This is a genomic window from Streptomyces sp. NBC_00872 (assembly GCF_045161915.1).
Lineage (GTDB): Bacteria > Actinomycetota > Actinomycetes > Streptomycetales > Streptomycetaceae > Streptomyces.
This window is the reverse complement of the sequence record NZ_CP108806.1, coordinates 1,390,351-1,412,346: the sequence shown is the minus strand read 5'-3', so window position 1 is coordinate 1,412,346 and position 21,996 is coordinate 1,390,351. Positions and strand designations below refer to the sequence as shown.

Sequence of the window (21,996 nt, the reverse complement as noted above, 5' to 3'; positions counted from 1 at the left end):
GCTCACCGGCACCGAACACGTTCTGTCCGTACTGGAAGAGACAAGCCAGCGGCTCTACTTGTGACAGGGGATTCGCGGGAACGTACGCCTCGGAAGACCAGCAGCTCCATGAGACTGTTCCCGCCGAGGCGATTGGCGCCGTGCAGCCCGCTCGACGCCTCACCGATCGCGTACAGGCCACGCACATCGGTGCTGTGGTCCTCGGGGCGCACCCACACCCCGCCCATGGAGTAGTGCGCGGTGGGCGCGATCTCGATCGGTTCGCGGGTGATGTCCAGCATTTGCAGGTCCAGCTGACCAGCGTGCCGGCCGCGTTCTCCGGCTCGATGATCCCGGAAGGGTGGAACTGGACCAGCTCGGGGTCGCGCAGCCGGGCTCCCGCCTCCACGGCCAGCCGGAAGGAGTCGCCCGTGTTCTCGTCTCGCCGTGAGGACGTGCGCCGCCAGATACGGGTATGGCCACCCGCGGCGAGAATGACGGCGTCGGCGTGGATCAGACAGCGCGTTCCGTCCGTGAGGTCGAAGCCGTAAGCACCGAAGACGGTGCCGTCGTGCACCAGAAGCCGGGTGATGTAGACACCGTCGAGTACGGGGACGGCGAGCTGCTCCGCGCGTCTGATGAGTGTGCGCTGGATCTCCAGCCCGGTGTAGTCGCCGGCGAAGGCGGTCCGCCGGAACTTGTGCGCGCCGAAGAAGCGCTGGGAGATCCGGCCGTCCTCCTCCCTGGCGAAGGCCATGCCGTAGCGCTCCAGGTCGTCGATGCCTCGGGCGGCGCCCTGGGTGACGATCTGAGCGGTGCGGGGGTCGGCGAGCAGATAGCTCTCCTTGAGCGTGTCGGCCGCGTGCTGCTGCCAGCTGTCCTCGGGATCCATGGTGGCCAGGGCCGCGTTGATTCCTCCGGCGGCGAGTGCCGTATGGGCGTCCTCCTTGGGACGCTTGCCGACCGCGAGTACGTCGACACCGGCCTCGGCCAGCTCGATCGCCGCTCGCAGCCCAGCACCTCCGGTGCCGATCACCAGCACCATGGTGGAAAGACGTTGTTCGGTGATAGCCACGGTCTGCTCCGATCGCCTGGGTTGTCACCCAGTACGACCGGACCGGCCCGGAATCTGTGACACTCTTCCGTGCCGTGTGCCGTGTGCCGTGTGCCGTGTGCCGGTGAATGTGGTGGACGGCACCCACTCTGACCGTGCGGGGGCGGCCCGATTCCGGGCGGTCGGTCGGGGAGCCGGTGGAAAGACCGCCTCAGTTGTCCAACGAAGCCACGTAGGGGGCCAGTTTGGCCGGGTTCATCACCCACATGACGCGTTCGATGCCGTGTGCCGACACATCGACGGACAGCAGAGCCACCGCGTTCCCATCGGCCGAGACAAGGGCGGCCGGCCTGCCGTTGGCCTCGACCCAGCGAACCTCTTTCCGAGGCCAGAAACGTGGGGCGAAGGCGGCAAGGTACTTGGAGACGTGCGGACGTCCGACGACCGGGATCTTGGACGCCCCGCGCACCCCTCCACCGTCGGAGTAGCTGACCACGTCCGCGGTGAGAACGTTTTCGAGCTCCGACAGACTGCCGGTCTGGGCAGCGGCGACGAACACCTCCATCAGCCGCCGGTGGGCGGTAGAGCTGACCGGCTCCTTGCGTTCCGCCGACAGATGCTTCCGGGCGCGGCTCACCAACTGGCGCGTATTGGCTTCGCTCGTCTCCAGGATGTCCGCGATCTGCTTGTACGGGTAGTCGAAGGCCTCTCTCAGCACGTAAGCGGCCCGTTCCACCGGGTTCAGCTTCTCCAGGAGGAAGAGAACCGCCAGGTCCAGTGCCTCTGCCCGCTCCGCACCCAGCTGCGGGTCCACGCTCGTGTCGACCGGCTCCGGAAGCCAGGGCCCGATGTAGGACTCACGCCGCATCCTGGCGGACTGGGCGAGGTTGATCGCGAGACGGGCGGTGACGGTGGCCAGGAACGCCGCCGGCTCGTGGATCTCGGCGCGATTGGTGTCCTGCCACCGCAGCCACGCCTCCTGGACGATGTCCTCGGCTTCCACAGCACTGCCGAGTACGCGGTACGCGATGCCGAACAGCCGGGGACGCGCTGCGAGGAACTCCCTCGTTGCCTGGTCGAGGGAGTTTTTGCCATCCCCGGCGTCCATAGATGTCCTCCTGGTCCGGATGACCATGCTACAAGCCGTCACAACGGGACGCGCGCCGCCATGGGAACGCCGGCACAGATCCAGTCGTGTCACAGAGCCGGTGCCTCTTCTGTCTGTTGTTACGAACCGGAGGCGTAATACATGAATTGAAGGTGGGGTACCGCGCCGATGTCTTATGCGGATGCAACTTTTACCAATGACACGACACCGATGACTGAAGCTTGGCATCCGGGGGCGGGAGTCCAGGACCATGTGGACCCGAAGAGTGCTGACGCGTTCGGATTCACCCCTGAGTCCCCGGAGGCCTCACAGCGGGATTACTGGGAGACGCGCGTCCTGGAGAGGATTCTGGCCGACGAGCGGGCGGACGACGACACGTACACCACGGTCGTGTCGCTGGTGTTCCCTCCGGGAGGCCTGTCCGTCAGAGCGGTGAGCGCGGGGCATCCAGGTCTCCTGCTGCGAAGGTCCGGGGAAATCCGCTGGGTCGAGCCACAGGCCGGAATCGCGCTGGGCCTGTTTCCGGGATGCGAGGACTGGACGGCGACGGATATCCCGCTTTCCCCGCACGACGGTGTGGTCCTCTTCACCGATGGACTGTTCGAAGGAAGGACCGCCCCCTCCGCACGACTCGGCGAGGAAGGCCTGTTGCGGTTGGCGACACAGCACTCGCACCTGCCCGGACAGGAGTTCATCGACGCCCTGGTCCATGGCGCCGCGTCCAGGTCGGCACGCTTCGGGGGCCTGGCGGACGACATAGCCGTTCTCCATCTGGGCTGGAACGCGGAGAGCTGACCGTACTCCCGGCACGGTCGGTATCCGGCGACATCTGTCGGCGACACCTGTCACAGAGGCGGGGTACCCGGTCTTCACTTCGAGGCAGTCGTACGGGCCGCCTGGAACGCACGGGCGCTGTTACCGCCGAGCGAGATGCCGGTACATCGATCTCACGATCCGGCGTTGAGCTGAGCCCTCGATCTTGCTCCGAAGATCGTTCTGTTGGAGGCTGAGGTATGCAGAATCTGCCGACATTCGTCTTTGTCCATGGAGCCTTCGCGAATTCGTTCTCGTTCGCGCCACTGCAGGCCGAGCTCGCCCTGCTCGGGCACCGCTCGGTCGCGGTCGACCTTCCTGGGCACGGGTTCGAGGCGACATTCCCCGCGGCCTACCAGGCTCCCCAGGATCTGCACGCGCTCGCCGTGGAACCGGGGAGCATCAAGGGAGTCACACTCGCCGACAACGTCGCCCGCGTGATCGAAGTCCTCGAACGGGCCAAGCGGAACGGGCCCGCCATCCTCGTCGCCCACAGCAGGGGAGGCATCACGATCACCGCCGTCGCCAACGCCCGGCCCGAGCTGATCGACCGGATCGCTTACGTCTCCGCCTGGTGCCCCGTCGATCTGGACGTGAGCGACTACTACAGCCAGCCGGAGATGGCGGACGTCGACGCGGGAGCCTTCGCCGCCACGCTCGTCGGGAACCCGGCCGAACTCGGTCTGCTCCGGACCAACTTCCGTATCGCCGACCCGGCGGCGCTCGCCGCGTTCAAGCGGGCGTTCGCCGCCGACCTCACCGATGACGAGTTCCGGACCTTCCTGAACACCTTCCAGCCCGATGAGAACCTCGACGCCGGTACGTCCGCCGACCGGGCACAGGCCACGACCTGGGGCCGGATTCCCAAGACCTATGTGCGTCTGGCCGACGATGCCAGCATTCCGCTCGCCGCGCAGGACCGCATGATCCGCGAAGCCGACGCGCTCACGCCCGACAACCCCTTCGACGTCGGGACACTGGAGGGGAGTCATCTGGGCTGGCTCGTCCACCCGAAGCCCGCCGCCGAGCTGCTCGCGCACCTCGCGGCGCGCTGACACTCCACCAGGCGGTTGAGCGGGACGGGAGGAGCCCGTCCCGCTCAACCGTGCGCCTCGCGCACCCCGCTCACAACCCCCGGGGAGATATAGCCGGTTACTCCACGAAGTACGAGTCGTGCTTGTCGAGGAACGCGGCACGCTCGTCGTCCGTGGCGTGAGCCAGCTGCGAAAGCCCCTCGAAATACTCTTCACGCGGTGCTCCGGGGGTGAAGAGCAGAAGCATTTCGGCCGGCGCGTCGGAGTCGTTGCGGAAGGCATGGAGCCCGCCCTGCGGCACATGCAGGAAGTCACCCTGCCGCGCGTCTATCCACTGTGCGCCGTCGAAGAGACGAACGGTGCCGTTGAGGATGAAGAAGGACTCCGAGATGGTTTTGTGGAAATGAGTCTTGGGGCCGCCCGCCTTCGCGCTCATCTCGACCCGGTAGAGTCCGAATTCGCCTCGCGTGGTGGTTGTGGTCGCCAGGTAGTGAATGGCGTCCCCGCCTGCTGTGCCGGTATCCGGCGGAGTGTCCGCCGGCCTGAACTTCGCGTTGATCTCGCCGTCATCACCCGTGTACACCTGCTTGGGGTACGACATGCGAACCATCCCTTCCGTACGCTGAATCGGTTGACGCCGGTGGTCCGTCCCCCCGCCGTGGCCTGGGGCTGGGCGGCGTGGAGACGGACTGTACGTGTTCCGGCCGGGACAGGTGCCGGTCAGCCGAACTGGCCGGGCTGGTAGTCCCCGGCGGGCTGCTGGTTGATGACGTTGACGCGGTTGTAGGCGTTGATGACGGCGATGAGGGAGATCAGGGCGACCAGCTGCTCCTCGTCGAAGTGCTTGGCGGCGTTCGCCCAGGCCTCGTCGGTGACACCGCCGGCCGCGTCGGCGATGCGGGTGCCCTGCTCCGCCAGCTCCAGGGCGGCGCGCTCGGCGTCGGTGAACACCTTGGCCTCCCGCCAGACCGCGACCAGATGGAGGCGCTGCGGGGTCTCTCCCGCCAGGGCGGCGTCCTTGGTGTGCATGTCGGTGCAGAAGCCGCAGCCGTTGATCTGGCTTGCGCGGATCTTCACCAGTTCCTGTGTCGCGGCCGGCAGTGTCGAGTCCGAAACCGCTTTGCCGGCCGAGTTGATGTGCTTCAGCACCTTCGCGGCGAGTGGGTTGCCGAAGTAGTCGAGACGCGAATCCATGGTGATCTCCTAGCCATGTTGCGGATACGTACTACTGACCGGAACAGCCCGGCGAAGTGTGACAAGAGCCCGGTGTGACCTGCGTCCCATCTGTTGTGTCAGCGGCGGCCCGTCGGTGGTGGCCCGGAGGCAGGGCAGGGCCAGGTCCTGTCCGCCGGACAGGGCCTAACCGCCGAGGACGGACAGGAGCTGGAGGCTCGCATGGCTCTCGGTGCCCGGTACCGCGGTGAACACCAGAAGCCGCTGCGACTGGTCGGGGTCGACGAGCGTCTGGCAGTGCAGCTCCAGGGTCCCCAGCTCCGGGTGCTCGAAGCGTTTGGGCGCGCAGTACGCTCCGAGGACCGGGTGTTCACGCCAGAGCGCGGCGAATTCAGGGCTGGCCGTCCGCAGTGCGCCGACCAGGTCGGCGGTGCGCGAGTCGGCGCCGTCCCGCGCGTACGCGCCGTAGAGATCCGCCACCAGCAGCCGGCTCTGTACGGCGTGGTCGCTCTCGGGATGGAGCAGCCGGGAGGAGGGATCGGTGAACCACCGGTAGTGCAGACTGCGGGCCCGTCCGGTGAACGCGGTCTCGTCACCCAGCAGCGCGACCGCCATGCGCGTCTGCTTCAGTGTCTCGCCCAGGTGGTTGACCACCTGCGCGGGAGTGTCCCCGAGCCGGTCGAGAACGCGCATCATCCCCGGGTTGATGTGATCGCCGCGCCGCACCCGTTGGGGAACGGCGTGACCGGCGAGCTGAAACAGATGATCCCGTTCCTCCAGGGACAGATGCAGACCGCGGGCGATCGCGGCGAGCATCTGTTCCGAGGGATTCGGCCCCCGCGGTTGTTCGATCCTGCTGTAGTAGTCGACCGACATGTCGCACAGCGCGGCGACTTCCTCGCGACGCAGCCCGCCGGTACGCCGGCGCCGCCCGCGTGGCAGTCCGACATCCTCCGGCTGAAGGGCCTCACGCCGTGCTCTGAGGAAGGCCGCCAACTCCGCTCTGTCCACTGTTCCTTGTCCTGTTCGCTCAAAGAGGATCTTCCTGACGACACCGGCCACCGGCACCGCACCGTCACCGGCACCGCACCGTCACCGGCACCACACCGTCACCGCATCGGCACCGGTCACCGGCTGCCTCAGGCGGCCGTGAACGCGACTCCCGTCAGACGCTCGGAGATCCGCCAGAGCCGGGCCGCGTCCGTCTCGCTCCGGGCCGACTTGTAGATCGCCAGCTCGGTGGGGCCGCCGGTGAACTGCCCGAGACCGTCAGGACCGTAGAGGAGCCCGCCCTTCGCCTGCGGGCTCGTGGCCGCGTACAGGGGCGGAAGCAGTCCCGCGTCGACCGAGTGCACGAAGACGCCCCAGCCGGCCAGTCGCTTCATGATCGCTTCATGGGGAGCGGGCCGGGCGCGGCCGAGGTTGGGCCCGGACGCGTAGAGGTTGGTCAATGTCGTGCCGGGGTGGGCGGCGTTGCTGACGATGCCCCATCCGCTCGCCGTGCTGAGGCGCTCCAACTCAAGGGCGAACAAAAGATTGGCCAGCTTCGAAAGGTTGTAGGCCCTCACCGGTGAGTAACGTTTCTCGCTCTGCAGGTCGTCCCAGTCGATCCGGCCGGCGCGTGCGGCGCTGCTGGTCATGGTGGTCACCCGGGCCCGGCCTGCCCGCAGCAACGGCAGCAGACGCCCGGTGAGTGCCACATGGCCGAGATAGTTGGTTCCGAACTGCAGCTCGTACCCGTCCGCTGTCGTGTGCCGGGTGGCCGGTGCCATCACTCCCGCGTTGTTGATCAGAAGGTCGATCGGTCTCCCTTCTGTCAGCAGTGTGTCAGCGAGGTGCTCGACCGATGCCAGTGAGGCCAGGTCGAGGACGCGGGTGGAGACCTTCGCCCCGGGGCCGGCCGCCCGGATCCGCTCAAGAGCGGCGGCGCCTTTGGCCGCGTTGCGCACCGGCAGAACCAGTTCGGCGCCCGCGCGGGCGAGCCGTGCGGCCAGTCCGAGGCCGACTCCGTCGCTCGCCCCGGTCACCACGGCGAGCTTTCCGTGCAGTTCGGGCACGGTCACTTCTTTCATCGCATGCTCCCTGCGTATGGGTTTGTCATTGCCGGATCACAAGCGTCCGCGCAGGGGACGCTCCGATCCATGCGGTGCTCATCCATGGATGGACAGGGCATGGCAACATCCGCATGCTCCATTCCGTCGGCAGCGGCAGCGGCTCCGGCGCCGACACGGTTATGGCCCCGTGTGACAAGGTGTTGCTTCACACGGTATGTTCGCTGTGCGCACCTCGATACATCGTTGCACATCGGCTGCGGCACTCACTGGCGTCGGACCGGACGCCGAACACCGCGACGCCGATGTGTCGCCGGACCACACCCCCGTCTCCCTGGATACGCGCAGCCGCAGCACCAGGAGCCAGCCCTTTCGTCTACCGTGAAGGACCCGACCGTGCCAGCAATCCTGATCCACGGCGTCCCTGACACCCATCGTGTATGGAACGGCGTTCGCCGGCACCTGACCCGCACCGATGTGGAGGCCTGGGATCTGCCCGGCTTCGGTGCGGCGCTGCCTCCCGGCTTCGGCTCCACCAAGGAGGAGTACGTCGACTGGCTCATCGAACGGCTGGAGCGGGTCGGCGAGCCCGTGGACCTGGCCGGCCACGACTGGGGCTGCATCCTCACCGCCCGCGTCGCCTCCCTGCGGCCCGACCTGGTCCGTACCTGGGCGGGCGGTAACGGTCCCGTCAGTGCTCGGTACGTCTGGCATCCCCTGGCCAAGATCTGGCAGGACCAGGTCGAGGGCGACCGGTACATGAACGAGCTGGAGCCGGCGTCCTTCGCCCATGACCTGGTGACCGGCTTCGATGTCCCCGCCGGGCCGGCCGAGGAGATGGCCGGCCATGTGGACGGACCGATGAAGGACAGCATCCTCAAGCTCTACCGTTCCTGACGTCTACGCGGCCGGCGACACCGCGCTCGCCCCCGCGGAAGACGGGCACTCCACGGTGCAGAGCTGCCAGCATGCCCTGCCGATGGGCAAGTTCGCCGGTCACAACGTGGCGGCCGACCTGCTGGGCAACGCCCTGCTGCCCTTCACCCCCGACCCCTACACCACCTGCCTGGATCTCGGTTCCGCCGGTGCCGTTTTCACCGAGGGCTGGGACCGCAGGATCGCGCTGACCGGGCCGGAGGCGAAGACCCTCAAGCGGAACATCAACGCGCTCTGGATCTACCCGCCGACCGACGACCCGGAGCGGATCCTCGCCCAGGCGGGCCGCTTCTCCAACGGCTGACACCGGCCGCGACCCGGAGATCCCAGCCGGCCGCGCACCACCGTTATGACGGACATGATGGACGGGGCCCGTCCTCGGGCCCCAGGCGCGGGGCGGCCGTCATGCCGAACTCCCCGCGCAGCGCGGCACGGGCGGCGAAGTACCCGCACATACCGTGCACACTCGGGCCGGGGGGTGTCGACGCGGAGCACAGATACACACCGGGCAGGGGCGTACGGTACGGATTCCAGGCGGGTACCGGTCGGAACAGGGACTGTGTGAGTGTGATGGCTCCCGCACCGATGTCGCCGCCGGGATAGTTCGGGTTGTACGTCTCGTACGCGGCCGCCGGGACGCCGCGCGCCGCGATGACCGTGTCGGCGAAGCCGGGCGCGTACCGCTCGATGCGCCGGGTGATCAGCGGCACCGGGTCCCGCGTATCGCCGTTCGGTACGTGTGCGTAGGCCCACACCGGGCGGCGGCCGCCCACGGCGCGGCCGGGGTCGGTCACGGCGGGATCGACCAGGAGCACGAACGGCTCCTCGCAGGTCCGGCCCCGGACCGCCGCGTTCTCCGCCGTGAGTGTTTCCGCGCGGGTTCCTCCCAGATGTACGGTCCCGGCCCGTCCCACCTCCGGGTCGGCCCACGGGATGGGCTCACCGACCAGGAAGTCGGCCTTGGCCGCGCCCGGACCGTAGCGGAAGCGCTCCAACGCCCGGCGGTAGCGCGGCGGCAGCCGGTCGCCGGCCAGCGCGAGCAGCCCGCGCGGTGTGGTGTCCAGCATGATCACCCGGGCGTCGAGCTCCGCGAGACGGGTGACGCGGTGGCCGGTGTGCAACACACCGCCGTGCGCCCGCAGATCGTCGGCCAGGGCCTCGGCGATACGCACACTGCCACCCTGGGGCAGTGGCCAGCCGGTCGCGTGCGCCAGATGCCCGAGCAGCAGTGTGATCGCGCCGGCGGGCAGGCTGGGCAGCCGCCCCATCGCGTGCGCCGCGACTCCGGTGAGCAGTGCCCGTGCACCCTCGGTGCGCAGCCCGTTGGTCCGCAGGACATGTCCGAGCACGCGCGGGCCGAGCAGCGGCGGGACGGTGAAGTCGCGCGGCAGGGACCGCTGGCCGGACAGCAGGAAGTCGGTGACGCCCGTACTGTGCCGCACCAGCGGCGCCATCAACCGCCGCCAGCGGTGCCCGTCCGGGCCGAGCCGGTCACAGGTCTCGGTGAGGCTGTGGTGGGCGAACGCGGCGCCGCCGTCCAGGGGGTGCGCGTAGGCGATCGGCGGTCGCAGCAGCGCGACGCCACGGGCGGCGAGGTCGAACTCCCGGAAGAAGGCCGAGGCGGCCGCCATGGGGTGCACGGCCGCGCAGACGTCGTGCCGGATCTCGGAGTCGAACAGCGTCTCACCGCGCAGGCCGCCGCCGACGGTGGCGGCCTGTTCGTGGACGTGCACGGTCAGCCCGGCACGCGCCATGGTGACGGCGGCGGCCAGACCGTTCGGGCCGCTGCCGACGACCGCGACATCGGGGCGCGTCATACCGGCGCCTCCTCGGCGGCGAACTGCTGGCCGGCAAGCCGCCGGTACACCTCGTCGGACTCGATGAGTTCCCGGTGGGTGCCGACCGTTCGCACGCGTCCCTCCTCCAGCACGATGATGCGGTCGGCCCGCACGATGGTGGACAGCCGGTGTGCGATGGCCAGTACGGCGCACTCGCGAGCGGCTTCCGTCATCGCGTCGCGCAGCGCGGCCTCGGTGTCACTGTCGAGATGCGCGGTGACCTCGTCCAGCAGGATCACCTCCGGCCGCTGGAGCAGCGTGCGGGCGATGGCGAGCCGCTGCCGCTGGCCGCCGGAGAGACCGGCGCCGCGCTCGCCGAGCTCCGTGTCGAGCCCGTCGGGCAGTTCCGCGACGAAGCCCTCCAGACTGGCGAGCCGCAACGCGCGGGCGATGTCGGTCTCGCCGGCCCCGGGGTTCGCGTACGTCAGATTCTCGCGGATCGTGCCGCGCAGCAGCGGTGTGTCCTGCTCGACATAGCCGACCAGCGACCGCAGTTCGGCGAGCCCGAGGGCGGCGGTGTCATGGCCCGCGACCCGGATCGTGCCGGAGTCCGGCCGGTAGAAGCGTTCGATGAGCTGGAACGTCGTCGTCTTGCCGGCGCCGGAGGCACCGACGATCGCGGTCAGTCCGCGGCGCGGCAGGGTGAAGGAGACATCCCGGAGCACCGGGGCGTTGGCGTGATAGGAGAAGCTGACGTTCTCGAAGCGGACCGCAGGGGCCGCGGGGGCCGCGGGGGCCGGTTCCGCGGCGGGCTCGCGTTCCCGCCGCTGCCGGGGGAGTTCCGCGCCCTCTTTCCCCCCGGGCTCCTCCCCCTCCCCCTCCCCCTCGTCCTCCTCCTGCGGGATCGTTCCCAGCTCCGTCACGCGCTGGACCGCGGCGCGGCCCTGCTGGATCTGGCCGATCGACAGGAAGAGCAGCACCAGCGGAGTCACCAGGTAGAAGAGGTACATCACGAACGCCGTGAGGTCGGCGGCCGGCAGCGACCCCGTGGCGACCCGGGCCATACCCCAGGAGATGACGACGGCGAGCGAGAGCTGTGTGCCGACGTTCATCGCCGGAGTGAGCAGCGAACCGAGCCCGGCGACCCGGATCCCGCTGCGCCGCGCCCGGTCGGCCAGCCGTGCCAGTTCCTGGGTCTCCCGCTCCTCGGCGCGTGACGCCTTGACCGTGGTGAGGGCGCCGAGCACCCGCTGGAGACCCGAACCGAACGCGCCGACGCGCTCCCGGTTCCGCAGCGCCGCGATACGCACCTGACGGGCCAGCAGCAGCGCGCCGCCGCTGGCCAGACCGAGACAGCCGACCGTGGTGAGCAGCAAGGGCCAGTCGAGCCTCGCCATCAGCACGATGCCGCCGGCCACCATGAGGACGGAGCTGACCATCTGCGCCATCGCCTGGGCGATGACCAGACCGGCGATGGAGGTGTCGGACACGGTGCGCGCGAAGACATCACCGTGCTCCAGACGCGAGAAGTGCGAGATCTGGCTGCGGAGCAGCCGGCCGCCGAGGACACGCCGGGCGTCGTGGACGATGTTCTCGCCGGCCCGGCCGATCGCGTAGGCGTGTCCGGCGCTCAGCGCCGCGTCCGCGAGGAAGAACACCACGATGAACGTGATGGGCCAGGCGACCGGCTCGTCCAGGGCCACGGCTTCGATCAGCCGGCCCAGCATCCACGGCTGGGCGAGCTTGGCCGCCGCGCCGGCCAGGCCCATGCTCAAGCCGGAGATCAGCAGGACCCGGTGGCGGCGGACCGTCTCCCGGAGGTTCATGCCGGCTTGACGTAGGACGCGACGAACAGACCGGTCGCGGGAACGTAGTCGGTCCGCTGCCAGTCACTGTAGTGACCCTCGGGCCGCAGTCCGGAGTCCCGGGCGTAGACATCGACCTCGTCGGGCGTGAGCAGACGCGCGGTCTCGGTGCCGACGCGGTGCGTGCCGTCCGCCTCGAACAAGATGGTCGACACCTGCCAGATCCGGTTCTCCCCCAGGAGCGTGGCGTGCATCTGGATACCGGTGTCCGGCTCCGGGTAGGGCACGAACATCGTGGTACGCGCCAGACCCTGGTGCAGGGCCACGATGCCGGGACGGTTGTGCGTCTCGACCAGCAGTCTGCCGCCGGGCCGCAGATGTTCGGCCGCGCGGGCGATGGTCTCCCGCTGCCCCTCGGGGTCGAGGATCAGCGAGAGCGTGGAGCAGACGCAGTAGACGAGACCGTACCGCCGGTCGCCGCGGTAGGTCCGGATGTCGCCGAGTTCGGCGGTCACCTCGCCCTCGTCGGCCTTCTTCTCAAGAGCGGCCAGCATCTCCCGCGAGGAGTCCACACCGGTGACCGCGCCGACACGGTGCGACAGGGGCAGCGCGATCCGGCCGGTCCCGACGCCGAACTCCAGCGTGCCCCAGGCCGGGTCCGGGTGGAACCCGGCGACGGCGTCGACGGTGGCCCGTGTGACGGCGCCGTTCTGGAAGATACGGTCGTACCAGCCGCCGAACTGCCTGCCGTAGCCGATATCCGCGATCGACATGGGTTCTCCGTTTCTGTGGAAGGGACACTCCCGCGGTGGGAGTTCCCGGTCTCAGGCGGTCCGCGATCCGCGCCGCGGGACGCTTCGCCGTACGTCGGCGAGGCTCATACGGCCAGGCTCATACGGCCGGGGTCGCGGCGGGCCGGGGCGTGGCGGGCCGGGGTGTGGCGGCCAGCTCGCGCCGGCGCTGTGACAGCACGTAGTGGATCGCCGGATGAGTGGCGCCGAACGCGAGAACGAAGCGGTTGAGCCCCATGAACTCGCCGATGCCGAGGTGGAACGCCAGCATCGTGGCGAGGTAGGCGCGGGCGGCGGGTCTGGGGAGCACATAGATGAGGGGGAAGCCGCACTCGATGGCGATCGTGCCCCAGGAGAGTGCCTTGGAGATCACCGGGTAGCGGGTGATGAGTCCGTGCGCGCGCGGGTCCCCGTAGCTCTTCGTCCGCATCACCCCGGCGACGGCGTCCCCCTGCAGCCAGACCGGGGAGACGGCCTTCACCACCCCGGAGGCGACATAGGAGAGCGAGGTCTCCAGCGCCAGCGTCCGCATCGCGAGGTCGTCGTCCTGCTCCCGGTCGCGGACCAGTCCGGTGGAAGCCATCGTGATGTTGATGACCTGCTGCAACTGGTCGGCGCCGTCCCGGCCGAACGGGATGAAGGCGGACTGCGCGCTCTGCAGGACGGCCAGGGTCACCCCGCCCGCGATCCGCAGCGGCCGGTTCCCGGGCCACAGGAACGTGGCCGCCGACACGGCGGCCTGCGTGCCGTAGACCGCGTACGGGAACGCCCTGGACGCCAACGCGCGGTTCACCCTGGGGTATCGCTTCCCGAGCCACGGATGGACGGCCTCGACCTGGCTTCCCAGCAGGTCGCCCCGCGCGAACCGCTTGTGCTGGCTGAGTGTCTCCAGCGCCGCGACGAACGTGCCCGCGGAGGCTATGCGGCGTACCGCGGTGGGCGGGTGCCGCGGGGCGAGGGACGAGGCCACCCTGGTCAGGCGACGGAACACGGAGTCTCCTTCTGGTGGGAGTGAGGGCCGGGGACAGGACGGCGCCTGTCCCCGGCCGCGACGGCGCCGGGCGGTCCGGCGACGCGCTGCGGTCCTGCCGTACGCCGAACACCCCGCTGCCCTCGGTCAGCACCGCGTCGCGGGGGTGACACCGCGGGAGGCCGGGTCAGCCGCGCGGTCCCGCCCACGGGGGTTCGGCGTCACTCGGCTCGGCCGCCGGACGTCAGTAGTTGTTGCGGTCCACGTAGTTGGCGATGTTCGCCGCCAGCATCCCCGTCGCGAGAGCGAAGAGCTCAGTGGCGAGGACGGTGGTCGGGGTGGCCATCACGGGGTCGGCGGGGGTGTCCAGACGGGCTGCGGCGTCGGTCTCCGAGAGCATCCCCGGGGTGATGTCGGTCAGGGATTCGTTGGCGAACTGGGCGATGAGAGACATCTGTTCCCTTTCTTCGTGATCCTTGTGGCGGATCTCTGGGCGGTGTTTCCGGCAGAGCAGTGACTGAGCAGCCTCTGAGCTGCGACTGAGCAGTGACTGCTCCCCAGCGGGGCGTGACGCCCGTTTCGGCTGGGGGTCCCGCTCTCACGCGTGGGCACGGCGGTGTGAGGACAGCGTGAGGGCGGCGTGAGAGCGAGACTCCCGGCCGATGCGGTCTACCGTGTAGTCGCGGTCGCGGTCGCGGTCGCGGTCGCGGTCGCGGTCGCTGTTGCTGTCGCTGCCGAGGCCGTCGGCAGCGGGGAGCGCAGCGGGATGTGCTCGGAGGCGAACAGGGGCTCCACCGCGTGCTGTTGCCCGCGCTCGGGGTGCGCCCGCAACAGCATGAACTGGGTGTGGTCGGCGCCCGGCTCGTGCGGGATCCTGCTGGTCAGATAGTGCTGAAGGATCCAGTAGCCGGGGCTGGAGACGATACGGCCCAGGTCCGCGGACGACTCGTTGGCCGCCTTGACGATGACCTGGAGCGCGTCGAAGAGGACCTTGGGGGCGCGGTTGCCCGCGTTCCAGGCCAGGGCGTACCAGGGCCGGTCCGGGGTCACCTCGATCTCCCTCCAGGGAGCCGCCGTTCCGCCGGTGATGTCCCGGTAGAGCAGATGCGAGTCCGACACACCGGGATTGGGGCCGAAGAACCTCCAGTTGGGCGCCCGGAGGAGGCGCAGAGGACCCCTCGCGAGCAGATGGTCGAACCTGCTGTCGGGGAGCTGGCCGGCGGCGGTGCTGACCAGCCACGCCGCGAGCCCGGTGGACACCGCCGCGTACACGGCACGCTGCCCGTTCACGCCGCGCTCCCGGGGACGATCAGCTCGGCGAGGGCCTTCGCGTAGGTCTCCTCCGCGACGACCCCCATGTGGTCGGCGTCCCCACGCACGTGGTGCCAGGAGAGATCCGACAGCTCCAGCATCCGTTCCTGCGACCTGCGGTGCCTCACGGCACTGCGTGTGCCTTTCAGCGCCGTCACCACGTGCAGGGGGACACCCAGCTTCTCGACGGGCGGGTAGACGCGCGCCGCCATGTACTCGCCGTACGCGGTGGCCCACACACGCGGCATGGCGTGGAAAGCGGTGAGGCTCTCCTTGATCTCCTCGGCGTAGAGCTCGCGAACCGGTGTCATCGGACGCAGGATGTTGAGCCCGGTGGCGGCCCACAGGCATTCCATCAGCAGCCGCTGCCGCGTCCACCGGTCGGGAAGCCGGCCGAGGTTGGCCCGCAGATCGGAGATGATCGTGGGATCCACCATCACCACGTGGGACAACGCCGTGTCCCTCCGCGACGCGGCGTACGCGGCGGCCAGATAACCGCCGATCGAGTGTCCCGCCAGCACCAGCGGCAGGCCGTCGAGGTAGCGCTCGCGCAGCTCGTCGACGATCCGGAACTGCTCCTCCAGGGTGGCCCCGGGCAGCGGGCTGCTGAGCCCGTGCCCCGGCCGGTTGTAGCCCACGCAGGCCGCGTTCCCGGGCAGATGCTCGCGTACCCAGGCCCACTGTTCGTGCGGAAGGCCGAGGCCGTTGAAGAAGATCACACCGAATTCGGCGCCCGGCGGACGCCGGTGGTCGACCTCGACCACACGGCCGTCGGCGCGAGGCATCGTGGAGAACGCCGCCATCCGCCGGCGCGAACCGAGAAACCGCGTCCGCGCACCGGCCGCCCAGCTGCCGACGCACAGCGCCGCCACACCGATGGCGAACTTCCGTTCGATCGACATCGTTCTCACTGTCGGCACGCCCATCTTCTCTCCTCGTGCGAGCTGCGTACGGTGCCTGGGTCGACCACGATGGGCGGCTCACCTTCGGTGATCCTTGGGAGGACCTTGAATTGCCTGGTCAGGGCGGACCGGACAGGGCAGCGGCACCGCACTCCCGTGAGACGAAGGAACGCGAACCGGCGCGGAAGGCCACGTTGCTAGACCAGTTCGCGTTCCTTCGTCTCCGGGAGCGCCCGCACGCACAGCAGCGAGACCACGGCCATCGTGCAGACGTACCAGCCCACCGACGCCGAGCCGAAGCCGGACTGGAGGCGCGGTACGACCAGGGGGGAGACCGCGCCGCCCAGGACGCCGCCCAGGTTGTACGCGAGTGACGCGCCCGAGTAGCGGACGCGGGCGGGGAACAGTTCCGGCAGATACGCGCCCATCGGGCCGGAGATCACGCCCACACAGAACAGCGCGCCGCCCATGGCCACCGCCATCACCACCGGGCGCCCGGTGTCGAGCAGCGGGAACAGCAGCAGGGCCCAGACCGCGGCCAGTCCGCAGCCCGTCAGCACCAGTTTCCGCCGGCCGTCCGTGTCGGAGCGGGTGGCGGAGAGCCAGATGGCGGTCGCGAGGAAGAGGCAGGCGACCAGGGACAGCGCCAGCATCGTATTGCGCGGCACGCCCAGGGACGCCGTGGTGTACGACAGGCCGTAGGTCATCGACGCGTAGAAGAGCGTGTAGACGATGGCCATGGCGCCCGCGCCGAGCAGCAGTTCGCGCGGATGGCGCCGGACGAGCTCCGCCAAGGGCGCCCTGCTCGCCGTCCGTTCGGCCACGGACCGTGCGAAGACCGGGGTCTCGCTGATCTTCAGCCGTACGACCAGCCCGACGGCGACCAGCAGGAAGGACAGCAGGAACGGGACGCGCCATCCCCAGCTCGCGAAGGCCGCCTCGTCGAGCGACGCGGACATCAGCCAGAAGACGCCGGTGGCGGCGGAGAAGCCGACGGGCGGGCCGAGTTGGGGGAACGCCGCGTACAGCCCGCGCCGTCCGCGGGGCGCGTGTTCCACGGCGAGGAGCACCGCGCCGCCCCACTCGCCGCCGATCCCGATTCCCTGGAGGAAGCGGAGCAGGACGAGCAGTACAGGTGCCCAGCTCCCCAGGGTGGCGTAGCCGGGGAGCAGTCCCACCAGCGCCGTGGACAGACCCATGAGCAGCAGTGAGGCGACCAGGACGGATTTACGGCCGACGCGGTCGCCGAAATGGCCGAAGACGATTGAGCCGATCGGGCGAGCCAGAAAGGCGACCGCGTACGTGGAGAACGACGCGAGCGTGGCGTTGAGGGGGGAGAGGTTGGGGAAGAAGACGTCGTCGAGGACCAGCGCCGCCGCCATGCCGTAGATGAAGAAGTCGTAGAGCTCGATGGTGTTGCCGATGAAGCTCGCCACGGCCACCCGGAGCGGACTCTCCCGGGTTTGCGGACCGGCGGCGGCGGGCCCTGTGGGTGTGGGGGACGGTGTGGGGGACAGAGTGTCGTCGATCACACAGGCACTGTCACGGTCGGTGACCGGGGTGGTCAACGGCACACATCGGGCACTCTCCGAAATCGCCGCGCTACCGACTGTTATCAGCCGCGTGGTCGCCGGTAAGCGGCATTTGGTGACGTTGCGCCGGGGTTGACGGCGTGATTCGTCTGTGGCGGCTGTGTTACGTCTCCCGCGACCTCTTGTGCAATTCCTGCGGAACCACCAATCTTTCGGCTGGCGCACCGAGTTGGCACCCCACCCCTGGACCTGTCGGATCGGCCCTGTTCCCTCGATTGACATGTCCATGCCTAAATCGGACATCACGGAGCACGCGAAGCACGGTGAGCGGTCCCAAGCGTCCGCCGCCTCCCCGCGCCTCGAAAGGCACCAGCACCAGGCACCAGGCCCCACCCCACCATCAGCGCACCACCTCTTGAGGAGGACCCTCACATGGCAGCAACGCGTCACGCCCGGCGAAGACTCGGTCTTGCCGGAATCGGTACGGCGGCCGCCGCGGCCCTCGTGCTCGGCGCCGTCTCCGCGCTCCCCGCGAGCGCGGCCCCCCAGCAGCAGGAGGGCCGGATCCAGTACGCCGGCGCCGCCGGCTCGATCGCCAACAGCTACATCGTCACCTTCCACGACTCCGCCGCCAAGGCGGGCTCGGCCTCCGGCAAGGCGCTGGCCGAGGAGTACGGCGCGACGATCGAGAAGACCTACACCAAGGCCCTCAACGGCTACGCGGTGAACCTCTCCGAGGCGCAGGCGAAGAAGTTCGCCGCCGATCCGTCCGTCGCCTCCGTCGTCCAGAACCGGACCTTCCACGCCGACGCGACCCAGACCAACCCGCCGTCCTGGGGCCTGGACCGCATCGACCAGAAGAACCTCCCGCTCGACAGCAGGTACACCTACCCCGACTCGGCGGGCCAGGGCGTCACGGCGTACATCATCGACACCGGCGTCCGGATCACGCACAGCGACTTCGGCGGTCGCGCCTCCAACGGTTACGACGCCGTCGACAACGACAACGTCGCCCAGGACGGCAACGGCCACGGCACACATGTCGCGGGTACCGTCGCCGGCACCTCGTACGGTGTCGCCAAGAAGGCGAAGATCGTCGCCGTACGCGTCCTCGACAACAGCGGCTCGGGCACCACGGCGGGCGTCGTCGCGGGTATCGACTGGGTGGCGCGGAACGCCGTCAAGCCGGCCGTCGCCAACATGTCGCTCGGCGGTGGCGCGGACAGCACGCTCGACACGGCGGTCCGCAACGCCATCGCGGCCGGTGTGACCTTCGCGGTCGCCGCCGGCAACGACGGCCTGAACGCCTCCAGTTACTCGCCCGCCCGGGTCACCGAGGCCATCACGGTCGGCTCCACGACCTCCACCGACGCCCGCTCCAGCTTCTCGAACACCGGCACGGTGCTGGACATCTTCGCGCCGGGTTCGTCGATCACGTCGTCGTGGAACACCAGTGACACCGCCACCAACACCATTTCGGGTACGTCGATGGCGACCCCGCATGTGGCGGGCGCCGCGGCGCTGTACCTGGCCGCCAACCCGACGGCCACACCGGCCCAGGTCTCCTCGGGCCTGATCTCCCTGGCCAGCACCGGCGTTGTCACCAACCCCGGCAGCGGTTCGCCGAACCGTCTGCTCAACGTGCCCGGCGGTACGGTCACCCCGCCCGGAGCGAGGTTCGAGAACACCGCCAACTACACGATCAGCGACAACTCCACCGTGGAGTCGCCGGTCACCGTGAGCGGTGTCGCGGGCAACGCCCCGGCCTCGCTGAGCGTGCCCGTGACCATCGCGCACACCTACATCGGTGACCTCCAGGTCCAGCTGATCGCCCCCGACGGTTCCGCCTACACGCTCAAGGCGTTCGGCACCGGCGGCAGCGCGGACAACATCAACACCACCTACTCGGTGAACGCCTCCTCGGAGGCGGCCAACGGCACATGGAAGCTGCGGGTGACCGACAACGCGTCCGCCGACACCGGGTACATCGACTCCTGGGCGCTCCAGTTCTAGACCCGCTGTTCTGAACGCGGTTCCGCGGACGAGGGGCGCCGGCCAGGTGGCCGGCGCCCCTGCGCTTACGAAGTGCCGGCCGAGGCGTCCCCGTCCGTCGCGCGGTCGTGAGTGCGGTCGGGAGTGCGGCCGAGAGCGCGGTCGAAGACGGTCAGGAGGAGGTGGAGCACACCGGCGCCGAGCATGATCCAGGCGAGGTGGTGCAGGCCGCCGGTGTCCGCGCGCTGTCCGAAGGAGGCGGCCGCCGTGGAGGAGGCGACCATCGAGCCGATGTAGGCGAAGGTGCGCAGCAGACCGGCCGAGGAGGCGGTGCGCTCGGGATCGGCCTGGAAGTAGACGGAGTTCTGCAGGGCCAGGTTGTTCAGCCCCTGCGGGACGCCGAAGATCAGGGCGACGAGAACCAGCGTCCACACGGGGCTGCCCCCGGTGAGCGTCAGCATCACCACACAGGCGACGACCTGACCGAGCGCGCCGACGAGCAGCTTGCCGCGTACGCCCTCGCGCCGCCCGGAGACGACCGAGACACCGATGGCCACCAGGAACATGGGGATCTGCACCAGCCCGGCGTGGAAGGGCGAGAGCCCGAAGCCCTCCTCCGTCCACTGGGTGAACCCGTAGAGGAAGGAGTAGGCGACGACGTAGGCGACCAGCGCGCGCCCGTAGGTGATCAGCAGCGGGGTGTTGCCGCCCAGCACCCGCAGGTCGATGAACGGGGTGGGGGCCCGTAGCTCCCGCACCGCGAACGCGGCGCTCGCGGCGGCGGCGGTCACCAGCAGGTACCAGTCCCGCGGATGCGGGTTCATCAGGAACAGCAGCAGCGAGACGAGCATCGCGGCGAACAGCGCCATGCCGGGCAGGTCGAGCCGGGCGGCGAGACGCCCACGCCGCGGGGACACCTCCGCACCGGCCACCTTGGGCAGCCGGAACAGCCCCAGCAGCACGGCCACGACGGCCAGCGGCACATTCAGCGCGAAGGTGGCGCGCCAGCCGCCCAGCCCGATCAGCAGACCGCCCAGCAGAGGGCCGATCACGGCGATGGTCTGATTGGCGACGGCCAGAGCGGTCAGCACCCCGCCGGGACTGTCCTGCCCGGTGCGCCTGGCCTCGCTGCGCAGCAGCGCCATCGCGGCGGGATACCCGGCGCAGGTGCCGAACCCGAGCAGGACCCGCGAGGCGATCAGCACCCCCAGATCCGGCGCCAGGGTGCCGACGACACCGGCGACCCCGACAAGGCTCGTGCTGACGAGGAAGAGCCTGCGCGGCCCGAAGATGTCGATGAGCCGCCCCATGACAGGCTGCCCGAGAGCAGTGGCCAGATAGAGGGCCGAGACCAGCCACGCGGTCTGCGAGGGCGGCGCACCCAACGCGTCGCCGATGGGTATGAGCGTGACGGCGATGATCGTCGAGTTGATCGGGTTCAGGACCGAGCCCAGCATCATCGGCGGCAGCAGCCGCCGGTCGAAGCCCGCCGTCGCCGTCCCCCCTCGCCCCTCTGCCCTCCGGTCAGTCACGGGTGAGGCGCTCCAGTACCGCCATGGCGGCGATGACGGCCCGCCGTTCCTCTTCCGTGCACTTCTCCTGCAACTCACCGGCGAGCCATTCCTGCCGGGCCTGCCGCCCCTCCTCCACCCGCCGGTGCCCCTCGGCGGTCAGCGCGATCAGCAGACGGCGCCCGTCATCGGGGTCGGGCCGCCGTTCCACCAGCCCCAAGGCCGTCAGCGACGCGACCGTCGCCGTCATCGACTGGTGGCGCACTCCCTCGGCCGAGGCGAGCTCACTGGCCGTGACGCCCTGCTCGCCGGACAGACGGGTCAGTACGGACGCCTGCCCAAGGGTGATGTCCTCGGCTCCGGCGGCGTTCAGGATGCGGCGCCGCAGACGGCTGATGACCGTACGGACCTCTCGCGAAGCCTGGACCGCCGAGGGCGACAGGCGCGGGCTCTCATTCACGCGGGCTCTCATTCACGCGGGCTCTCATTCACGCGCATCACACTAGAACCCGCAGCTTAAGTTGTACAGTTTCATCTGTACAACTGGACTGCTCGACGGCCCGTCACGGCGTGGAGGGCCGGGTCTCGGTCCAGTCGACCATCAGCTTCCGTTCGGCGAAGAGCCACTGGCCGTCGGCCTTGGTGAAGGTGTCGAGGTAGCGGATGGAGGCGATCATCAGGGTCCGCCGCCCCTCCACTTCCCAGATGTGATGCGCCAGGCAGTAGGTCTCGCCGGTGGCGCTGTCGCCGTCGACGGTCACTGTGGACTGGCCGTTGAAGTGAGTCGTGGTCTCGTAGGTGTTCAGATTGTCGAAGACCGGCGCGAGCGCGTCGCGGCCGTGCAGTTCCTGCGTCGGTTCGGGGGAGCGGCTGTCCATGTGGACGGCGAAGCGTGTGTCCTTCGTGAAAAGCGCCATCTGGCCCTCGGCGTCCCGGCTGTCCGCGCGGTGCGCGTACGCGTCCACGAGTTCGCGCAGGGCGAGACGGTCCGCTGCCTCTTGTCCGGATATGGCGGTGTGGATGCCCATGACGTCTCCTCGGGGAGCGAAAGGCGGCGGCCCGCGGGTAAGTGATCCGCCGCAACTATTTGACAGGTGTCCAAGACTGTACGCGTACCGCAGCGTCCGCATGGTCCGGCCCCCCGGCGCGCCCGGCCCCCCGCCCGGCCCCCACGCCGTGCTCGGTGCCCCCGCCGCCCTCCGGGCCGGACACCGCACACGGTGGCCCGTGCTCCCGACATGGCACGATGACCCCCG

At 69.5% G+C, this 21,996-nt stretch carries 20 protein-coding genes and 2 pseudogenes; 5 read left to right on the top strand and 17 right to left on the bottom strand.

Annotated features, from left to right (window positions below; all coding sequences use genetic code 11):
- Nucleotides 1-50 precede the first annotated feature (50 nt).
- Both OG214_RS05990 and OG214_RS05985 read right to left on the bottom strand, forming a co-directional pair.
- A pseudogene (locus OG214_RS05990) lies at nt 51-1,024 on the bottom strand (FAD-dependent oxidoreductase); the annotation flags it as partial.
- A gap of 220 nt (nt 1,025-1,244) precedes the next feature.
- Complete coding sequence (locus tag OG214_RS05985) at nt 1,245-2,141, bottom strand: RNA polymerase sigma-70 factor (protein ID WP_405984040.1); 897 nt, start codon at nt 2,139-2,141, stop codon at nt 1,245-1,247.
- Nucleotides 2,142-2,351: 210 nt separating this feature from the next.
- Here OG214_RS05985 and OG214_RS05980 point away from each other — a divergent pair, with 210 nt between their 5' ends.
- Nucleotides 2,352-2,936 carry a PP2C family protein-serine/threonine phosphatase gene (locus OG214_RS05980; protein WP_405984039.1) on the top strand — a complete coding sequence of 195 codons (585 nt, stop codon included), beginning with the start codon at nt 2,352-2,354 and terminating at the stop codon, nt 2,934-2,936.
- A 218-nt stretch (nt 2,937-3,154) separates the two neighbouring features.
- Nucleotides 3,155-4,009, top strand: coding sequence for an alpha/beta fold hydrolase (locus tag OG214_RS05975; protein WP_405984038.1), 855 nt, complete (start codon nt 3,155-3,157; stop codon nt 4,007-4,009).
- A gap of 97 nt (nt 4,010-4,106) precedes the next feature.
- Here OG214_RS05975 and OG214_RS05970 read toward each other — a convergent pair whose 3' ends face one another.
- The 4 genes from OG214_RS05970 to OG214_RS05955 form a co-directional block, all read right to left on the bottom strand.
- A complete protein-coding gene (locus OG214_RS05970; protein WP_405984037.1) occupies nt 4,107-4,589 on the bottom strand; it encodes a cupin domain-containing protein in 483 nt (160 codons plus the stop codon).
- Between the two features lie 119 nt (nt 4,590-4,708).
- Nucleotides 4,709-5,182: a carboxymuconolactone decarboxylase family protein gene (locus tag OG214_RS05965; RefSeq protein WP_363085101.1), complete on the bottom strand. Its 474-nt coding sequence runs from the start codon at nt 5,180-5,182 to the stop codon at nt 4,709-4,711.
- A 165-nt stretch (nt 5,183-5,347) separates the two neighbouring features.
- Nucleotides 5,348-6,172, bottom strand: a complete 825-nt coding sequence (locus OG214_RS05960; protein ID WP_405984036.1) for a helix-turn-helix transcriptional regulator — start codon at nt 6,170-6,172, stop codon at nt 5,348-5,350.
- A 128-nt stretch (nt 6,173-6,300) separates the two neighbouring features.
- Nucleotides 6,301-7,233 carry an SDR family oxidoreductase gene (locus tag OG214_RS05955; RefSeq protein ID WP_405984035.1) on the bottom strand — a complete coding sequence of 311 codons (933 nt, stop codon included), beginning with the start codon at nt 7,231-7,233 and terminating at the stop codon, nt 6,301-6,303.
- Between the two features lie 375 nt (nt 7,234-7,608).
- Here OG214_RS05955 and OG214_RS05950 point away from each other — a divergent pair.
- Both OG214_RS05950 and OG214_RS05945 read left to right on the top strand, forming a co-directional pair.
- Nucleotides 7,609-8,106, top strand: a pseudogene (locus OG214_RS05950) (alpha/beta fold hydrolase); the annotation flags it as partial.
- A gap of 85 nt (nt 8,107-8,191) precedes the next feature.
- On the top strand, nt 8,192-8,452 hold the full coding sequence (locus OG214_RS05945; RefSeq protein WP_405984034.1) for a hypothetical protein: 261 nt from the start codon (nt 8,192-8,194) through the stop codon (nt 8,450-8,452).
- Nucleotides 8,453-8,495: 43 nt separating this feature from the next.
- Here OG214_RS05945 and OG214_RS05940 read toward each other — a convergent pair whose 3' ends face one another.
- From OG214_RS05940 to OG214_RS05905, 8 genes are all read right to left on the bottom strand, one after another.
- Nucleotides 8,496-9,965, bottom strand: coding sequence for a phytoene desaturase family protein (locus OG214_RS05940; protein ID WP_405984033.1), 1,470 nt, complete (start codon nt 9,963-9,965; stop codon nt 8,496-8,498).
- Complete coding sequence (locus OG214_RS05935; protein WP_405984032.1) at nt 9,962-11,752, bottom strand: ABC transporter ATP-binding protein; 1,791 nt, start codon at nt 11,750-11,752, stop codon at nt 9,962-9,964. Before OG214_RS05935 ends, OG214_RS05940 begins: the two co-directional genes overlap by 4 nt.
- Entirely contained in the window at nt 11,749-12,504 is a 756-nt protein-coding gene (locus OG214_RS05930) for a class I SAM-dependent methyltransferase (RefSeq protein ID WP_405984031.1), read from the bottom strand. The genes OG214_RS05935 and OG214_RS05930 overlap by 4 nt, the downstream gene beginning before the upstream one ends.
- Nucleotides 12,505-12,622: 118 nt before the next feature.
- The gene (locus OG214_RS05925; RefSeq protein ID WP_405984030.1) at nt 12,623-13,513 is read right to left on the bottom strand and encodes a hypothetical protein; all 891 of its coding nucleotides are present in this window, start codon (nt 13,511-13,513) and stop codon (nt 12,623-12,625) included.
- Between the two features lie 223 nt (nt 13,514-13,736).
- Nucleotides 13,737-13,946, bottom strand: coding sequence for a linaridin-like RiPP (locus tag OG214_RS05920; protein WP_405984029.1), 210 nt, complete (start codon nt 13,944-13,946; stop codon nt 13,737-13,739).
- 215 nt (nt 13,947-14,161) lie between these two features.
- Nucleotides 14,162-14,782, bottom strand: a complete 621-nt coding sequence (locus OG214_RS05915) for a hypothetical protein (RefSeq protein WP_405984028.1) — start codon at nt 14,780-14,782, stop codon at nt 14,162-14,164.
- A complete protein-coding gene (locus OG214_RS05910) occupies nt 14,779-15,705 on the bottom strand; it encodes an alpha/beta hydrolase (RefSeq protein WP_405984027.1) in 927 nt (308 codons plus the stop codon). Before OG214_RS05910 ends, OG214_RS05915 begins: the two co-directional genes overlap by 4 nt.
- Nucleotides 15,706-15,902: 197 nt before the next feature.
- Nucleotides 15,903-17,237, bottom strand: a complete 1,335-nt coding sequence (locus OG214_RS05905; RefSeq protein ID WP_405984026.1) for an MFS transporter — start codon at nt 17,235-17,237, stop codon at nt 15,903-15,905.
- A 432-nt stretch (nt 17,238-17,669) separates the two neighbouring features.
- Between OG214_RS05905 and OG214_RS05900 the strand changes: the two genes are divergently transcribed.
- Nucleotides 17,670-19,250: a S8 family peptidase gene (locus OG214_RS05900; protein WP_405984025.1), complete on the top strand. Its 1,581-nt coding sequence runs from the start codon at nt 17,670-17,672 to the stop codon at nt 19,248-19,250.
- Between the two features lie 65 nt (nt 19,251-19,315).
- Here OG214_RS05900 and OG214_RS05895 read toward each other — a convergent pair whose 3' ends face one another.
- From OG214_RS05895 to OG214_RS05885, 3 genes are all read right to left on the bottom strand, one after another.
- On the bottom strand, nt 19,316-20,689 hold the full coding sequence (locus tag OG214_RS05895; protein ID WP_405987437.1) for an MFS transporter: 1,374 nt from the start codon (nt 20,687-20,689) through the stop codon (nt 19,316-19,318).
- Nucleotides 20,690-20,753: 64 nt separating this feature from the next.
- On the bottom strand, nt 20,754-21,212 hold the full coding sequence (locus OG214_RS05890; protein ID WP_405984024.1) for a MarR family winged helix-turn-helix transcriptional regulator: 459 nt from the start codon (nt 21,210-21,212) through the stop codon (nt 20,754-20,756).
- Between the two features lie 91 nt (nt 21,213-21,303).
- On the bottom strand, nt 21,304-21,768 hold the full coding sequence (locus OG214_RS05885) for a nuclear transport factor 2 family protein (protein WP_405984023.1): 465 nt from the start codon (nt 21,766-21,768) through the stop codon (nt 21,304-21,306).
- Nucleotides 21,769-21,996: the final 228 nt, after the last annotated feature.

What these genes read in the sequence shown, in the direction of transcription:
- OG214_RS05910 (WP_405984027.1), bottom strand. Translation starts at nt 15,705, where the DNA reads ATGTCGATCGAACGGAAGTTCGCCATCGGTGTGGCGGCGCTGTGCGTC.
- OG214_RS05940 (WP_405984033.1), bottom strand. Translation starts at nt 9,965, where the DNA reads ATGACGCGCCCCGATGTCGCGGTCGTCGGCAGCGGCCCGAACGGTCTG.
- OG214_RS05985 (WP_405984040.1), bottom strand. Translation starts at nt 2,141, where the DNA reads ATGGACGCCGGGGATGGCAAAAACTCCCTCGACCAGGCAACGAGGGAG.
- OG214_RS05895 (WP_405987437.1), bottom strand. Translation starts at nt 20,689, where the DNA reads ATGATGCTGGGCTCGGTCCTGAACCCGATCAACTCGACGATCATCGCC.
- OG214_RS05970 (WP_405984037.1), bottom strand. Translation starts at nt 4,589, where the DNA reads ATGTCGTACCCCAAGCAGGTGTACACGGGTGATGACGGCGAGATCAAC.
- OG214_RS05965 (WP_363085101.1), bottom strand. Translation starts at nt 5,182, where the DNA reads ATGGATTCGCGTCTCGACTACTTCGGCAACCCACTCGCCGCGAAGGTG.
- OG214_RS05955 (WP_405984035.1), bottom strand. Translation starts at nt 7,233, where the DNA reads ATGAAAGAAGTGACCGTGCCCGAACTGCACGGAAAGCTCGCCGTGGTG.
- OG214_RS05900 (WP_405984025.1), top strand. Translation starts at nt 17,670, where the DNA reads ATGGCAGCAACGCGTCACGCCCGGCGAAGACTCGGTCTTGCCGGAATC.
- OG214_RS05885 (WP_405984023.1), bottom strand. Translation starts at nt 21,768, where the DNA reads ATGGGCATCCACACCGCCATATCCGGACAAGAGGCAGCGGACCGTCTC.
- OG214_RS05890 (WP_405984024.1), bottom strand. Translation starts at nt 21,212, where the DNA reads ATGAGAGCCCGCGTGAATGAGAGCCCGCGCCTGTCGCCCTCGGCGGTC.
- OG214_RS05945 (WP_405984034.1), top strand. Translation starts at nt 8,192, where the DNA reads ATGGGCAAGTTCGCCGGTCACAACGTGGCGGCCGACCTGCTGGGCAAC.
- OG214_RS05930 (WP_405984031.1), bottom strand. Translation starts at nt 12,504, where the DNA reads ATGTCGATCGCGGATATCGGCTACGGCAGGCAGTTCGGCGGCTGGTAC.
- OG214_RS05975 (WP_405984038.1), top strand. Translation starts at nt 3,155, where the DNA reads ATGCAGAATCTGCCGACATTCGTCTTTGTCCATGGAGCCTTCGCGAAT.
- OG214_RS05980 (WP_405984039.1), top strand. Translation starts at nt 2,352, where the DNA reads ATGACTGAAGCTTGGCATCCGGGGGCGGGAGTCCAGGACCATGTGGAC.
- OG214_RS05920 (WP_405984029.1), bottom strand. Translation starts at nt 13,946, where the DNA reads ATGTCTCTCATCGCCCAGTTCGCCAACGAATCCCTGACCGACATCACC.
- OG214_RS05935 (WP_405984032.1), bottom strand. Translation starts at nt 11,752, where the DNA reads ATGAACCTCCGGGAGACGGTCCGCCGCCACCGGGTCCTGCTGATCTCC.